This is a genomic window from Azotobacter bryophylli (assembly GCF_042643485.1).
GTDB lineage: Bacteria > Pseudomonadota > Gammaproteobacteria > Pseudomonadales > Pseudomonadaceae > Azotobacter > Azotobacter bryophylli.
Map to the genome: position 1 here is coordinate 136,651 of NZ_JBHRSJ010000022.1, position 14,519 is coordinate 151,169.

Annotated in this window: 15 protein-coding genes and 1 pseudogene; 8 read left to right on the top strand and 8 right to left on the bottom strand. The window is 69.0% G+C overall.

Annotation, left to right across the window (positions count from 1 at the left end; translation table 11 throughout):
* The 3 genes and pseudogenes from ACFOJE_RS12080 to ACFOJE_RS12090 form a co-directional block, all read left to right on the top strand.
* A pseudogene (locus ACFOJE_RS12080) lies at nt 1-210 on the top strand (alginate export family protein); the annotation flags it as partial.
* A gap of 42 nt (nt 211-252) precedes the next feature.
* Nucleotides 253-1,065, top strand: a complete 813-nt coding sequence (locus tag ACFOJE_RS12085; protein WP_377814604.1) for a TSUP family transporter — start codon at nt 253-255, stop codon at nt 1,063-1,065.
* Nucleotides 1,066-1,079: 14 nt separating this feature from the next.
* Nucleotides 1,080-1,943, top strand: a complete 864-nt coding sequence (locus ACFOJE_RS12090) for an MBL fold metallo-hydrolase (protein ID WP_377814605.1) — start codon at nt 1,080-1,082, stop codon at nt 1,941-1,943.
* A gap of 27 nt (nt 1,944-1,970) precedes the next feature.
* Here the strand turns inward: ACFOJE_RS12090 and nhaA are convergent, their stop codons facing one another.
* Complete coding sequence (gene nhaA, locus ACFOJE_RS12095) at nt 1,971-3,350, bottom strand: Na+/H+ antiporter NhaA (RefSeq protein WP_377814606.1); 1,380 nt, start codon at nt 3,348-3,350, stop codon at nt 1,971-1,973.
* Nucleotides 3,351-3,732: 382 nt separating this feature from the next.
* Here nhaA and ACFOJE_RS12100 point away from each other — a divergent pair, with 382 nt between their 5' ends.
* From ACFOJE_RS12100 to ACFOJE_RS12120, 5 genes are all read left to right on the top strand, one after another.
* Nucleotides 3,733-4,296, top strand: coding sequence for an OsmC family protein (locus ACFOJE_RS12100; protein ID WP_377814607.1), 564 nt, complete (start codon nt 3,733-3,735; stop codon nt 4,294-4,296).
* An 85-nt stretch (nt 4,297-4,381) separates the two neighbouring features.
* The gene (gene cynS, locus ACFOJE_RS12105) at nt 4,382-4,831 is read left to right on the top strand and encodes a cyanase (RefSeq protein WP_377814608.1); all 450 of its coding nucleotides are present in this window, start codon (nt 4,382-4,384) and stop codon (nt 4,829-4,831) included.
* Nucleotides 4,832-4,901: 70 nt separating this feature from the next.
* A complete protein-coding gene (locus ACFOJE_RS12110) occupies nt 4,902-5,780 on the top strand; it encodes a sulfurtransferase (RefSeq protein ID WP_377814609.1) in 879 nt (292 codons plus the stop codon).
* 69 nt (nt 5,781-5,849) lie between these two features.
* A complete protein-coding gene (locus ACFOJE_RS12115; protein ID WP_377814610.1) occupies nt 5,850-7,100 on the top strand; it encodes an MFS transporter in 1,251 nt (416 codons plus the stop codon).
* On the top strand, nt 7,093-7,503 hold the full coding sequence (locus tag ACFOJE_RS12120) for a DUF302 domain-containing protein (RefSeq protein WP_377814611.1): 411 nt from the start codon (nt 7,093-7,095) through the stop codon (nt 7,501-7,503). Before ACFOJE_RS12115 ends, ACFOJE_RS12120 begins: the two co-directional genes overlap by 8 nt.
* A 72-nt stretch (nt 7,504-7,575) precedes the next feature.
* On the opposite strand, the gene paaZ is transcribed toward ACFOJE_RS12120, so the two are convergent.
* From paaZ to paaB, 7 genes are all read right to left on the bottom strand, one after another.
* Nucleotides 7,576-9,630 carry a phenylacetic acid degradation bifunctional protein PaaZ gene (gene paaZ, locus ACFOJE_RS12125; protein WP_377814612.1) on the bottom strand — a complete coding sequence of 685 codons (2,055 nt, stop codon included), beginning with the start codon at nt 9,628-9,630 and terminating at the stop codon, nt 7,576-7,578.
* A 94-nt stretch (nt 9,631-9,724) separates the two neighbouring features.
* Nucleotides 9,725-11,374: a cation acetate symporter gene (locus ACFOJE_RS12130; protein WP_377814613.1), complete on the bottom strand. Its 1,650-nt coding sequence runs from the start codon at nt 11,372-11,374 to the stop codon at nt 9,725-9,727.
* A complete protein-coding gene (locus ACFOJE_RS12135) occupies nt 11,371-11,679 on the bottom strand; it encodes a DUF485 domain-containing protein (protein ID WP_377814614.1) in 309 nt (102 codons plus the stop codon). The genes ACFOJE_RS12130 and ACFOJE_RS12135 overlap by 4 nt, the downstream gene beginning before the upstream one ends.
* Nucleotides 11,680-11,830: 151 nt before the next feature.
* On the bottom strand, nt 11,831-12,904 hold the full coding sequence (paaE, locus tag ACFOJE_RS12140; RefSeq protein WP_377814615.1) for a 1,2-phenylacetyl-CoA epoxidase subunit PaaE: 1,074 nt from the start codon (nt 12,902-12,904) through the stop codon (nt 11,831-11,833).
* Between the two features lie 31 nt (nt 12,905-12,935).
* Entirely contained in the window at nt 12,936-13,469 is a 534-nt protein-coding gene (gene paaD, locus ACFOJE_RS12145) for a 1,2-phenylacetyl-CoA epoxidase subunit PaaD (RefSeq protein ID WP_377814616.1), read from the bottom strand.
* Entirely contained in the window at nt 13,456-14,217 is a 762-nt protein-coding gene (paaC, locus tag ACFOJE_RS12150) for a 1,2-phenylacetyl-CoA epoxidase subunit PaaC (protein ID WP_377814617.1), read from the bottom strand. The genes paaD and paaC overlap by 14 nt, the downstream gene beginning before the upstream one ends.
* Before the next feature lie 8 nt (nt 14,218-14,225).
* Complete coding sequence (gene paaB, locus ACFOJE_RS12155) at nt 14,226-14,507, bottom strand: 1,2-phenylacetyl-CoA epoxidase subunit PaaB (RefSeq protein WP_377814618.1); 282 nt, start codon at nt 14,505-14,507, stop codon at nt 14,226-14,228.
* Nucleotides 14,508-14,519: the final 12 nt, after the last annotated feature.

Here is a 14,519-nt window from a genome sequence, read left to right on the forward strand (position 1 = left end):
CTGCTGGGCGGCAGCCTGCAGGCCTGGTACCACGACTTCCGCGCCGACCGGGGCGGGGCGGACTACGGCCGCGAGCTGGACCTGTCGTACGCCCGGCCGGTGCCCTACGTGAAGAACCTGGTGGCGCTGGCCAAGTACGCCCGTTACGACGCCGAGGACTTCGCGGTGGATACCGACAAGTTCTGGATGCAGTTGCAGTACAAGTACTGAGGTGGGGGCGAACCCATTCGCCTCCATGGGGAGAATCCGCACATGCTGCTTGAGAGTCTCTATGGCCTCGGCGTCGGCCTGGCGCTCGGGCTGACCGGCGGAGGCGGGGTGCTGGCGGTGCCGGCGCTGGTGCTCGGCCTCGGCTTCAGCCTGCCCGAGGCTACCCCGGTGTCGCTGATCGCCGTCGGCCTGGCGGCCCTGCTCGGCTGCCTGGACGGCCTGCGTCGCGGTCTGGTGCGCTATCGGGCGGCGCTGGTGATGGCCGCGCTCGGTGCGCTGTGCGCGCCGCTCGGCCTGGGGCTGGCCCGACACCTGCCGGTGCCGCTGCTGATGCTGCTGTTCTGCGCGCTGCTGCTGTTCATCGCCGCACGCATGCTGCGCCAGGCGCTGGGCGAGGGGCGGGGCGAGGTGGCCGCTGCGTTGCGGCACAACTGCCTGCTCGATCAGCAGACCGGACGTTTCCGCTGGAACCCGCGCTGCTTCCTCAGCCTGTCGGCCATCGGCGGGCTGTCGGGGCTGTTCAGCGGGCTGCTCGGGGTCGGTGGCGGCTTCCTCATCGTTCCCGGCATCCGCCAGTTCAGCAACCTCGGCATGCACGGCATCGTCGCCACCTCGCTGGCGGTGATCGCGCTGGTCTCGGCCAGCACCGTGGCCGGCTTCCTGCTGTCCGGTGGCTGCCTGTCCTCCGGCGCCTGGATCTTCGTCGCCGCCGCTGCCGCCGGCATGCTCGGCGGCCGGCTGCTGGCGCCGCGTCTGCCGGCCCGCCACCTGCAGCTCGGCTTCGCCGTGCTGGCCGGGCTGGCCGCCCTGATGCTGCTCGGCAAGACGCTGCTGCCTTTCCTCATCTTCCCGTGAAACCGGAGTCCCCCATGCAGCCTCGTGTGAAAACCTTCTTCGACGCGCCGACCTCCACCTTCAGCCATGTGCTGCACGCCGGCCCGGGCACGGCCTGCGCCATCGTCGACTCGGTGCTCGGCTACGATCCCAGGTCCGGGCGCACCGACACCCGCGGCGCCGACGCCATCGTCGATTACGTGCGCAGCCAGCGGCTGGAGGTGCAGTGGCTGCTGGAGACCCACGTTCATGCCGATCACCTGTCCGCGGCGGCCTACCTGCGCGGGCTGCTCGGCGGCAAGATCGCCGCCAGCGCGGCGATCCGCCAGGTGCAGAAGGTATTCCAGGGCATCTACAACCTGGCCGACGGCTATTGCGTCGAGCCGGGCCAGTTCGACCACCTGTTCCGGCCCGACGAGGATTTTCGCATCGGCGAACTGCGCGCTCGCGCCCTGCACGTGCCCGGGCATACGCCGGCGGATACCGCCTACCGGATCGAGGAGGGGCTGGTGTTCGTCGGCGACACCCTGTTCCCGCCGGACGTGGGCACCGCCCGCTGCGACTTCCCCGGCGGCAGCGCCGCCCAGCTGTACCGCTCGATTCGCCGCCTGCTGGCGCTGCCCGGCGACACCCGGCTGTTCATGTGCCACGACTACCCGCCGGCCGGGCGAGAGCCGCAGGCCGAATGCACGGTGGCCGAGCAGCGCGCGGCGAACCTGCACGTGCGCGACGGCATCGGCGAACTGGATTTCATCGCCCTGCGCAGCCGGCGCGACGCCACCCTGGAGATGCCCAACCTGCTGCTGCCGTCGATCCAGGTGAACATCCGCGCCGGCGTCCTGCCAGAGCCGGAGGCCAACGGCCGGCGCTACCTGAAGATCCCGCTGGATGCGCTCTGAACGGGCCCCTGCTGGGGGAAGATCGGCCTAGCCGGCCGATTTGCCGCTGCTCTGGGCCGCCGGGGCGGCGCTCCGGCGCACCAGCAGCCAGCCGAGCGCCAGGCCGAGGAGCATGGCCACGCAGGAGCCGAGCAGCACGCCGAGCTTGGCGGCGCTCAGCAGCTCCGCATCCTTGAAGGCCAGGGTGGCGATGAAGATGGACATGGTGAAGCCGATGCCGGCGAGGCAGCCCACCAGCCACAGCCAGCTCCAGTTCATTCCCTCCGGCAGACGGCAGAGGTTCAGGCGCACCAGTATCCAGCTGCACAGCAGGATTCCCAGCGGCTTGCCCAGCACCAGCGCCGAGGCAACGCCGGTCATGACGTTGAGGGATGCGGCATGTGCCAGGTCGACGCCGTCGAGGTTTATGCCCGCGTTGGCCAAGGCGAACAGCGGCATGATGCCGTAGGCGACCCAGGGGTGCAGGGCGTTGCGCACCCGCACCACCGGCGGCAGCAGCTCGCGCTGGGCCAGAGCCAGCTCGCGCACCGACGGCAGCAGGCGCTCGGGATCGCCGGCCCCGCTGCGGCTGCGAAACTCGTCCAGCGCACGCGCCGCGGCTTTCAGCGGGCTCTCCAGAGCCGGGCGGGGAACCACCGGCGTCAGCAGACCCAGCACCACTCCGGCCAGGGTCGGGTGGGCCCCGGTCTGCAGCAGGCCGAACCACACCAGCGCCCCGGGCAGCACATAGGCGTAGGCCGAACCGATCCCCATCTTCTGCAAGGCCAGCACCAGCGCGATCCCCGCGCCGGCGAGGACGAAGCCGCTCGGATCAAGCCCGCCGGAGAAGAACAGGGCGATGATCAGCACGGCCACCATGTCGTCGACGATCGCCAGCGTCAGCAGGAAGACCCGTACCGCCGGGGGCACCGAACGCCCGAGCAGGGCGAGCACGCCGACGGCGAAGGCGATGTCGGTGGCCGTCGGAATCGCCCAGCCCTGCCGCAGCTCTCCATTGGAGGCCTCCAGCGCGTAGATGAGCGCCGGCGCCAGCACGCCGCCGAGTGCGGCGGCCATGGGCAGGGCGGCCTGGCTCAGGCTGGCCAGGGCGCCGTCGTGGATTTCCCGGCGGATCTCCATGCCCACCACCAGGAAGAACAGGGTCATCAGCCCGTCGTTGATCCAGAAGTGCAGGGAGTGGGAAATCTCGTATCCGCCGAAGCGCAGGCCCAGCGGGGTGTGCCAGAGGTGCTGGTAGCTCTCGGCGAAGGCCGGAAGGTTCGCCCAGAGCAGGGCGACGGCAGCGGTGAGCAGCAGGATCACGCCGCTCACGGCTTCGATGTGGAGGAATTTCTCGAGGGTGTGGAAGGCGGCTTCAGTCATGCGCTGCGCCGCCGGCAGCGCCTTGGCGGAGGGGTGTCGGATCATGCTCGCTCCATATCCGAAGATGTGCGGCGGCCCGACCAGCACTGAAACCTGCCCCGTTGCTTCTGCGAACGCGACACCCGCAGCCATCTTACCCCGACGAATCCCGTGCGGCCAGACCGGAGCACGGCGTTCGTTCAGGCGGGGGCCGGGAATCGATGGGTTCCACAATGTTAACAATGTAAACATTGTGCGCGCTCGGGCTTTTCGCCGGCAGCGCCCGCGCAGCCGTTCGATGGTTGCAGGTTTGCTGGTAAGCCATTGATTTTAAAGCATTAAAAATCGAATTCTGCGATTAGCGAGCAATCTGGCACAGCGGTTGCGATATCCCCTTCGAACCCGAAGAGCGGCGCCCCGTCGCTCGACCCCTCGAATGGAGCATCTCATGACCGAAGCAACCGCCTCCTGCACCTGCCCGAGCACCGTGCAGGCCTACCTCAAGCCGATCGACCGCGACGGGCTGATGGCCTTCGCCGAGAAGGGCCGCAACAACCCCGGCAGCCGCGGGACCAACAAGGTCCACACGGTGATGCAGGGCATGTACCGCAGCCTGAGCTATGTCGGCGACCACACGCCGGTGGTGGTGGACGAGCCGCTGCACCTGTTCGGCGAGAACACCGCGCCGGCGCCCGGCGAGATCGTCCTGTCCGGCCTGGGCGGCTGCCTGGCGGTGGGGATCACCGCAGTGGCGACCTGGAAGCAGATCAGGCTGAGCAAGCTGGAGATCTTCCTGGAGGCGGACATCGGCAACCCGGCGGCCTGGGGCGCGGGCGGTGCGCAGATGCAGCCGGAGCAGATGGGCTTCCAGGCGATCCGGGTGAAGGTGCTGGTGGAAGGCGATGCGAGCCGCGAGGAGCTGGACGAGATCGTCCGCCACGCCAACTACTACTCGCCGGTGGCCAACACCCTGCGCAACCCGATCCCGTTCAGCATCGGTTTGGCCGACTGAGCGTCCGATACCGCCTTGCAACCCTTTTTCCGGGCCGCGCCAGCGGGCGCGCCCCGGACACCGAGCCAGACACGAGGAACCGAAGATGATTTCCAGCCGCGAAGAAGTAACCAAGATGATCCTGGCCGCCAAGGTCTCCAAGGGCCTGAAGTGGGCGAAGGTGGCCGAAGCCATCGGCCTGTCCAAGGAGTGGACCACCGCCGGCTGCCTCGGGCAGATGACCTTCGACAAGACCCAGGCGGAAACCCTCGGCAAGCTGTTCGACCTGCCCGACGAGGCGGTGGCCTGGCTGCAGATCGTCCCCTACAAGGGCTCGCTGCCGACCGCCGTGCCCACCGATCCGCTGATCTATCGCTGGTACGAGATCGTCAGCGTCTACGGCACCACCATCAAGGAGCTGATCCACGAGGAATTCGGCGACGGCATCATGAGCGCCATCGACTTCTCCATGGACATCCAGCGCCAGCCCGATCCCAAGGGCGACCGCGTGAACGTGGTGCTGTCCGGCAAGTTCCTGCCGTACAAGAGCTACTGATTCCCGGCCGCTACTGGCCCCCTCGGCCAGCCGCTGGCTGGCCGATCCCCAACCGGCAAAGGAGCTAGCCATGAGCCAGAAAATACTCTTCAGTCCCGCGGAGGCGGCCGCCGCGATGCAGGCGGGCAAGGCCGTGCTTATCGACATCCGCGCCCCCGAGGCCTACCAGGCCGGGCACATCGCCGGTGCGGTGAACGTGCCGGACGTGTTTTCCTACCTGGCGGAAACCAGCCCGTCCGGCCTGCAAGCCCTGCACGGCCAGTTCGCCGAGCTGTTCGGCCGGGCCGGTCTGGATGGCGAGAAGATCGCGATCGTCTACGAGGACGCGCTGAACACTCGTTACGGCGGCTCCTGCCGGGGCTACTGGCTGCTGCAGTACCTGGGCTACCCGCAGGTCGGCATCCTCGGCGGCGGCCTGCGTGCCTGGCAGGAGGCCGGCGGCGCGGTGGACAGTGTCGCAGCGATGCCGGCGGTGGCGGTCTTCCCGACCCGGCCCAGGACCGAGCTGCTGACGACCAAGCACGAGATGCGCGCGGCGCTGGCCGATCCGGCGATCAAGCTGCTCGACAACCGTGACCGGGACGAATGGCTGGGCGAGAGCTCGTCTCCCTACGGCAAGGACTTTGCCCCGCGCAAGGGACGCATCCCCGGCGCGGTCTGGCTGGAGTGGTACGAGCTGATGGACACCAGCCAGTCGGTTGCCGCCTTCAAGTCGGCCGAGCAGGTCCGCGCGCTGGCTGCCGAGCGTGGGCTGACGCCCGCCGACGACATCATCATCTACTGCTTCAAGGGCGCGCGGGCGGCCAATACCTACGTCGCCATGAAACTCGCCGGGTTCGACCGGCTACGCATCTACCTGGGCTCCTGGAACGAATGGTCGCGGGACGAGAGCCTGCCCATCGAGGCCGGGCTGCCGAAGGGCACGGTACGTCTGCTGGCCGAGGCGTGACACCGCGGCGGCGGGGCCCCGATCAGGGCGCCCGTAGCCTTCATCCATTGGAAATGAGCGAAGCCCTGCATGACAGCCATCCGTCTCGGCCTGCGCGAGAACCTCGCGCAGTTCTCCCTGCTGGTGCTGGTCAACGCCTTCGTCGGCGCCATGGTCGGTCTGGAACGCAGCATCCTGCCGGCCCTGGCCGAGGAGGAGTTCCGGCTCGTCGCGCGCGCGGCGATCCTGTCCTTCATCGTGGTCTTCGGCGTGAGCAAGGCGCTGGCCAACTACTTCGCCGGGCGCTGTTCCGACCGTTACGGGCGCAAGCCGGTGCTGGTGGCCGGCTGGCTGGTGGCGGTGCCGGTACCCTTCATCCTCATGTGGGGACCGGACTGGAACTGGGTGCTCGGCGCCAACCTGCTGCTGGGGATCAGCCAGGGCCTGACCTGGTCCACCACCGTGATCATGAAGATCGATCTGGTCGGCCCCAGGCAGCGCGGGCTGGCCATGGGCCTCAACGAGTTCGCCGGCTATCTGGCGGTGGCCGGCAGCGCCCTGGCCACCGGCTGGATCGCCGCCCAATACGGACTGCGCCCCGAGCCCTTCTACCTGGGCGTGGTCTACGTGGCGCTCGGCTTGCTGCTGTCGCTGCTGCCGGTGCGCGAAACCCGTCATCATGCGGCAAGGGAGGCGCAGGGTCGTCCGCCGGTCGCGGACCTCGACCAGGGCGAGATCTTTCGCCGCACCTCGCTGACCGACCGCAATCTGTCCAGCGTCAGCCAGGCCGGGCTGGTCAACAACCTCAACGACGGCATGGCGTGGGGCCTGTTCCCGCTGCTGTTCGTCGCGGCCGGCCTGGATCTCGCCCGCATCGGCCTGCTCGCCGCGCTCTATCCGGCGGTCTGGGGCGTCGGCCAGATATTCACCGGCGCGCTGTCCGACCGGGTCGGACGCAAGCCGCTTATCGTCGGCGGCATGTGGCTGCAGGCGCTGGGTATCGGGATCGTCGCCGCCGGCCATGCTTTCTCCGCCTTCGCTCTGGGCGCGGTGCTGCTCGGCATCGGCACGGCGATGGTCTATCCGACCCTGCTGGCCGCCATCGGCGATCGCGCCCATCCGTCCTGGCGCGCCTCCGCCGTCGGCGTCTACCGCTTGTGGCGCGACCTCGGCTATGCGGTCGGCGCCCTGCTGTCCGGGCTGATCGCCGACTGGCTGGGGTTGTCCGCCGCCGTCTGGGCGGTGGCCTGGCTGACCCTGTTCTCCGGCGTGCTGGTGCTGCTGCGGATGGAGGCGGGGCGTGAGCTGCTGGATATTTCCGGAGGAGCGACCAGTGACTGAAACCGTGCCCGGCATCGAGGGCCTCGTGGCCCTGCCCAGCCGGTTCGCCGCCCGGGAAACCCTCGACCGCTTCGAGGCCTGCGTCCGGCGGAAGGGCCTGCTGGTGTTCGCCCGCATCGACCACGCCGCCGGCGCGGCGAGGATCGGCAAGCGCCTGCGCCCCACCGAGCTGCTGATCTTCGGCCATCCCCAGGGCGGCACGCCGCTGATGGAGACGGCGCAGACCCTGGGCATCGACCTGCCGCTCCGGGCGCTGGCCTGGGAGGATGCGACCGGGCAGGTCTGGCTCGGCTACAACGATCCCCGCTATCTGGCGCGCCGCCACGGCCTGGTCGAGTCCCCGCCCGCGGAGGCCATGAGCCGGGCCCTGGCGGCGCTGGCCACGGCCAGCCTGGAGGGATAGTTGGCAGCGGACCGCCCTCCGGCGGCAGCCGGGAGAAGACGGTCCGGAGCCGGTTTTGCCTTGCGTGCGAGATCAGCCCTCGCGCTTTTCCACCAGCGTCAGGATGTCGTAGCTGGCGACCAGCTCGTCGTTCTGGTTGGTCACTTCCACGTCCCAGGCCACCACGCCCTGGCCCTTGCCGCTGGGGCTCTTCTTGCCCTGGTCGATCTTGCGCTTGCAGGTCAGGCGGGCGCGGATGGTGTCGCCGATGCCCACCGGGCCGACGAAGCGCAGGGTGTCCAGGCCGTAGTTGGCCAGCACCGGGCCGACGCCGGGGGAGACGAACAGGCCGGCGGCGGCGGAGAGCACGAAATAGCCGTGGGCGATGCGCTTGCCGAACTGCGACTCCTTCGCCGCGATCTCGTCGAAGTGCATGTAGAAGTGGTCGCCCGACAGGCAGCCGAAGTTGACCAGGTCGGCCTCGGTCACGGTGCGGCGGTGGGTCAGCAGCGACTCGCCGATCTTGAGCTCCTCGAAGTGGCGGCGGAACGGGTGCACCTCGGTCTCGATGACCCTGGCGCCGCGCACGTATTCGCCGGTGATGGCGCTGAGCATGCTCGGCGAACCCTGCACGGCGCTGCGCTGCAGGTAGTGCTTGACCGCGCGGATGCTGCCCAGCTCCTCGCCGCCGCCGGCGCGGCCCGGGCCGCCGTGCTTGAGTTGCGGCAGCGGCGAGCCGTGGCCGGTGGACTCCTTGGCGGCCTCGCTATCCAGCACGTGCACGCGGCCGTGCCAGGCAGCGACGGCCGGCACCACGCGGGCGGCGACGCCCGGGTCGCGGGTGACCAGGGTGGAGACCAGACTGCCCTTGCCGCGGGCGGCCAGGGCCACGGCCTCGTCGAGGTCGGCGTAGCCCATCAGGGTACTGACCGGACCGAAGGCCTCGATGTCGTGGGCGCCGCCCTCGGCGTGCGGATCGCAGCTCTTCAGCAGGGTCGGGGCGAAGAAGGCGCCCTCGGCCACGTTGTCGCCGAGCAGGGCGAAGCCGTCGCGGGCACCGTGGATCAGTTCGCTGCTGGCGAGCAGGGCATCGACGCGGGCGGCGACGTCCTCGAGCTGGGCATGGGAGGCCAGCGCGCCCATCTTCACGCCTTCCTTGCTCGGGTCGCCGACCACCACCTTGGCCAGCCGCGCGGAGAGGCGCTCGGCCACGGCGTCGAGGCGGTTCTCGGGGACGATGATGCGGCGGATGGCGGTGCATTTCTGGCCGGCCTTGACCGTCATTTCGCGGGCCACTTCCCTGACGAACAGCTCGAACTCCTCGTGGTCTGGCGTCACGTCGGGGGCGAGGATGGCGCAGTTCAGCGAGTCGGCCTCGGCGTTGAACGGGATCGAGTGGCGGATCAGGTTGGCGTTCGCGCGCAGCCTGGCGGCGGTGTCGGCCGAGCCGGTGAAGGTCACCACGTCCTGGCCCTGCAGGCGGTCGAGCAGATCGCCGGTGCCGCCGATCACCAGTTGCAGGCTGCCCTCGGGCAAGAGGCCGGACTCCTGCAGGATGCGCACCGCTGCTTCGGCGACGTAGCTGGTGGCGGTGGCCGGTTTGACGATGCACGGCATGCCGGCGAGGAAGCTCGGCGCGAACTTCTCCAGCATGCCCCAGACCGGGAAGTTGAAGGCGTTGATGTGCACGGCCAGGCCGCCGCGCGGCACCAGGATGTGGCTGCCGGCGAATTGGTTCTGCTTGCCCAGCGGCATGGCCGGGCCTTCGTGGATCAGGTTGCCGGAAGGCAGCTCGCGGGTGCCCATGCTGGCGTAGGCGAACAGGGTGCCGGCGCCGCCCTCGATGTCGATCCAGCTGTCGGCGCGGGTGGCCCCGGTGTGCTGGGAGATGGCGTAGAGCTCTTCCTTGCGCTCCATCAGGTACTTGCCGAGGGCCTTGAGGCGGGCGGCGCGCTGCTGGAAGTCCATGGCCATCAGTGCCGGCAGGCCGCGGCGGCGGGCGAAGTCGGTGGCTTCGGCGAAGTCCGGGGCTTCCTCGTGGGTGCGGGCGACGCCATGGCCGTCGATGGCGCTGCGCAGCACCTGGGCGCCCTGCCGGCCGATCCAGCGACCGGCGATGAAGCTCTGCAGCGTAGGCACGTGGGTCATGTCGATTCCTCCGGTTGATTTCCTTCGGCCGGCGCGGGCGCCGGCCTTCCTTGGCGATGTGGGTTGGTTTCGAGGGGGCGGGCCGGGGCGTACCTCAGTGCTGGCTGGCGCCTGCCGCACCCACTCCGGTCATGGAGCGGATGAACTGGGCGAGGTAGCGTCCGCGCTCCTGGCTGGCGCGCTCGGAGGCATCGCTGACCGAGAACAGCCAGGCGCCGAGGAAGGCCAGGGTCATGGAGAACAGCGCCGGGTTGGCGTAGGGGAAGATCGCGCTGGGGTTCTTCAGCACGTTCACCCACACGGCCGGGCCGAGCACCACCAGGGTCACGGCTGAGAACAGGCCGATCAGACTGCCGGCCACGGCGCCGCGGGTGGTCAGGCCTTTCCAGAACATGGAGAGGAACAGCACCGGAAAGTTGACCGAAGCGGCGATGGCCAGGACCAGGCCGGAGAGGAAGGCGATGTTCTGCGCCTCGAAGACCAGGCCGAGGAGGATGGCCAGCACACCGATAGCCAGGGTGGCGATCCGCGACACGCGCATTTCCTCCCGCTCGCTGGCCTGGCCCTTGCGCACGACGGTGGCGTACAGATCATGGGACACCGCCGAGGCGCCGGACAGGGCCAGGCCGGCTACCACGGCGAGGATGGTGGCGAAGGCCACCGCCGAGATGAAGCCGAGGAACAGGCTGCCGCCGACGGTCTGCGCCAGGTGCACGGCGACCATGTTGCCGCCGCCGACGATCGCGCCCGCGGCGTCGCGGAACTGCGGATCGGTGCCGACCATGACGATGGCGCCGAAGCCGATGACGATCAGCAGCAGGTAGAAGTAGCCGATGAAGCCGGTGGCGTAGAACACGCTCTTGCGGGCTTCCCGGGCATCGGCCACGGTGAAGAAGCGCATCAGGATGTGCGGCAGCCCTGCGGTGCCGAACATCATGCCGAGGCCCAGCGAGATCGCATCGACGGGATTCGACAGCAGACCGCCCGGCGCCATGATCGCGGTGCCCTTGGCATGCACGGCGGCTGCGCCGGCGAACAGCGCCTCGGTGCTGAAACCGAAATGCCTGAGCACCATGAAGGCCATGAAGCTGGAGCCCGAGAGCAGCAGCACGGCCTTGATGATCTGCACCCAGGTGGTCGCCAGCATGCCGCCGAAGGTCACGTAGCAGACCATCAGCACGCCCACCAGCATCACCGCGTGCAGGTAGCTGATGCCGAACAGCAGCTCGATCAGCTTGCCGGCGCCGACCATCTGCGCCACCAGGTACATCAGCGCCACCGTCAGGGTGCCGAAGGCCGCGGTGATGCGCACCGGCGTCTGCGCCAGGCGGTAGGCGACCACGTCGGCGAAGGTGAACTTGCCGAGATTGCGCAGGCGCTCGGCGATCAGGAACAGGATGATCGGCCAGCCGGCCAGCACGCCGAGGGAATACAGCAGCCCGTCGAAGCCGGTCATGAACATCATCGCCGAAATGCCGAGGAAGGACGCGGCCGAAACCATGTCGCCGGCGATCGCCAGGCCGTTCTGGAGACCGCTCAGGCCGCCGCCGGCGGTGTAGAAATCGCGGGTCGAATGGGTGCGCATGGCCGCCCAGCGGGTCACGCCGAGGGTGAACAGGACGAACAGCAGGAACATGCCGATGGCGTTCCAGTTCAGCGGACGGCTGGCGCCTTCGGCGGCCAGGACGGCGGGGGAGGCGAGGGCCAGCAGGCCGGGCACGAGCAGGCGGGCGAGGCGTTTCATTGGGCGCACTCCTGCTTGATCTGCTCGTTGAGCGGGTCGATGCGGCGGTTGGAGCGGTGCACGTAGATGCCGGTCAGGCCGACCGAGAGCAGGATGACGATGACGCCGGCGAGCATGCCGACGCTGGTGACCCCGCCGTTGAGCGGCCTGCCGAGGGTCTCGGGGGAGAACGCGACCAGCAGCACGAAGCCGTAGTAGATCACCAGCATGGCCAGGGTCAGGGACCAGTTGAGGCGGGTCTTCTCACGCACGAGGGCCTGGTAGTGCGGGTGTCGCTGGATACTTTCGAGTTGTTGCGGGGACATGGTGTGCTCTCTTTCTTATTAAGGTTATGAGTGACACGGTGTTGCACGGCAGCCCTCGCCGGCCCGGGGCCGGGAGGGCTCCAGTCTGGCGTCGGCCGGTCTCCATGACCCTGCGCCCGGCCGGCGCGCGACCTGTCTCACGCAGGCGCGGTCAGAGCTGGTCGAAGTCCAGCACGACCTTCTCGCTGAGCGGATAGCACTGGCACGACAGCACGTAGCCGGCGGCCACTTCGTAGTCCTCCAGGGCGAAGTTGGCATCCATCTCCACCTCGCCCTCCACCACCTTGCACTTGCAGGTGGAGCAGACGCCGGCCTTGCACGAGTAGGGCAGGTCCATACCCTGGTCGTTGCCGGCGTCGAGGATGTTCTGGGTGTTGCGCGGCAACTCGAAGGACAGCTCGCGACCGTCCTTGATCACGCTGACCCGGCTCACGCCGCCGTCCTGCCGGGCGGTCGCACGGGCCTCGCGCGCCTTGGCGCCGCCGGGGGAGCCGAAGAGCTCGAAGTGGATGCGCTCGCCGGCCAGGCCGTTGGCCTTCAGGCTGTCGCGCACGGTCTCGGTCATTTCCTGCGGGCCGCAGATGAAGGCGGCGTCCAGGGTCTTCACGACCAGCCAGCGGGAGAACAGCTCGACGCACTTCCCGCCGTCGATGCGACCGTTGTACAGGTCCACGTCCTGCTGCTCGCGGCTGAACACGTAGATCAGGTTGAGACGCTCGAGGTAGCGGTTCTTCAGGTCCTCCAGCTGCTCGCGGAACAGGGCGCTGGCGCTGGAGCGGTTGCCGTAGATCAGGGTGAAGCGACTGTGCGGTTCGGCTTCCAGGGTGGTCTTGATGATCGAGAGGATCGGCGTGATGCCGCTGCCGGCGGCCACCGCCAGGTAGTTGCCGTGGCGCGCCGCATCCAGCGGCACGTGGAAGCTGCCGGCAGGGGGCATCACGTCCAGGGTCTGGCCGGCCTCGAGGGTGGAGTTGGCGTAGCTGGAAAAGCGCCCGCCCGGAACCTGCTTGATCGCCACGCGCAGCTCGCCGTCGTTGACGCCGGTGCAGATGGAGTAGGAGCGGCGCACTTCCTCGCCGTCCAGCTCGGTGCGCAGCACCAGGTACTGGCCCTGGGTGAAGTGGAAGCTGTCTTCGAGCTCCGGCGGCACCTCGAAGGCGATGGACACCGCCTCGCGGGTTTCCGGCCGCACTTCCCTGATTCTCAAGCTGTGGAACTGGCTCATCGTTGTGGTCTCCGCGGTCCCTGCGGGCCGCTCAAATGCATTTGAAGTAGTCGAAGGGCTCCAGGCAGTCCCGGCAGCGGTACAGCGCCTTGCAGGCGGTGGAGCCGAACTGGCTGAGCAGTTCGGTGTGGGCGCTGCCGCACTGCGGGCAATGCACCTGCGGGCTTTCCCCGAGCAGGCTGCGCTTGCTGGCGCTGCCGTGCGGCGGGGCGATGCCGTAGGCGCGCAGGCGCTCGCGGCCCCGCTCGCTGATCCAGTCGGTGGTCCAGGCCGGGTCCAGCCGGCGCTCCAGGCGCGGCGCAGCGAACCCGGCCTGTTTCAGCGCCGCGCCGATCTCGCTCTCGATCAGCTCGGTGGCCGGGCAGCCGGAGTAGGTGGGGGTGACCACTAGGTGCAGATGGCCGTCCCGCCAGTCGATCTCGCGGACGATGCCCAGATCGACCACGCTGACCACCGGCACTTCCGGGTCCATCACCCGCTCCAGCACCGCCCGGGCCAGGGCCAGATCGCCGGCCGCGGCGGGGCGGGCGCCGCGGTCGCTGGCGATCAGCTCACCAGGTCGCATCGGGGTAGGCCCTCTGCAGGAACTGCATCTCGGCCAGCAGCAGGCCCAGGTGCTCGGTGTGCAGGCCGCGCTTGCCGCTCAGGTAGAAGTGGCTGGCCGGCTCCGGCATGGCGAGGCCGGCGCTGGAGAACACGTCGGCGACCTTCGCCCTCCAGGCCGTGGCCAGTTCTTCCGGGTTCGGCGCGATGCCGGCCCGGTGCAGGCGCTCCTCGACCTGGTCGGCATGCACCAGCTCGACGGTGAAGCGCCACAGCTCGCGGACCGCCGCCACCATGCGCCGGTGGCTCTCCTCGGTGCCGTCGCCCAGGCGCTGCACCCACTCGGCGGATCGGCGCAGGTGATAGGTGACTTCCTTCAGGGCCTTGGCGGCGATGCCGGTGACGCGGGCGTCGGCGGAGCCGGTCAGGGCAGCGAGGGTGTGGAAGTGCCAGACGTCGTAGAGGAACTGCTTGGCCATGGTGACCGCGTAGTCGCCGTTGGGCTGCTCCACCAGCAGCAGGTTGCGGTAGGCGCGCTCGTCGCGGCGGTAGGCCAGGCGATCGGCATCGCGGCCGTCGGCCAGCAGTTCGGCAGCGTACTCGTACCAGTTGCGCGCCTGGCCGACCAGGTCGAGGCCGACGTTCATCAGCGCCATTTCTTCCTCGAGGGCCGGGGCCCGGCCGCACCATTCGCACAGGCGCTGGCCCTGGACCAGGGCGCTGTCGGCGAGGCGCAGCAGGTATTCGCTCAGATCGTTCTGCGGATTCATGGCGCGCCTCACATATGGCCGACTTCGGCGGGCAGCTCGTAGAAGCTGGCGTGGCGGTAGACCTTGTCCTGCGACGGATCGAACAGCGGCTCCTTCTCGTCCGGCGAAGAGGCGGTGATCAGGGCCGAGGGCACCACCCACAGGCTGACGCCTTCGTTGCGGCGGGTGTAGAGATCGCGGGCGTTCTCGATGGCCATCTGCGCATCGACGGCGTGCACGCTACCGACGTGCTTGTGGTTGAGGCCGTGCTTGCTGCGCACGAAGACTTCGAAGAGGGTCCATTCCGACATGGCTGCGTTTCT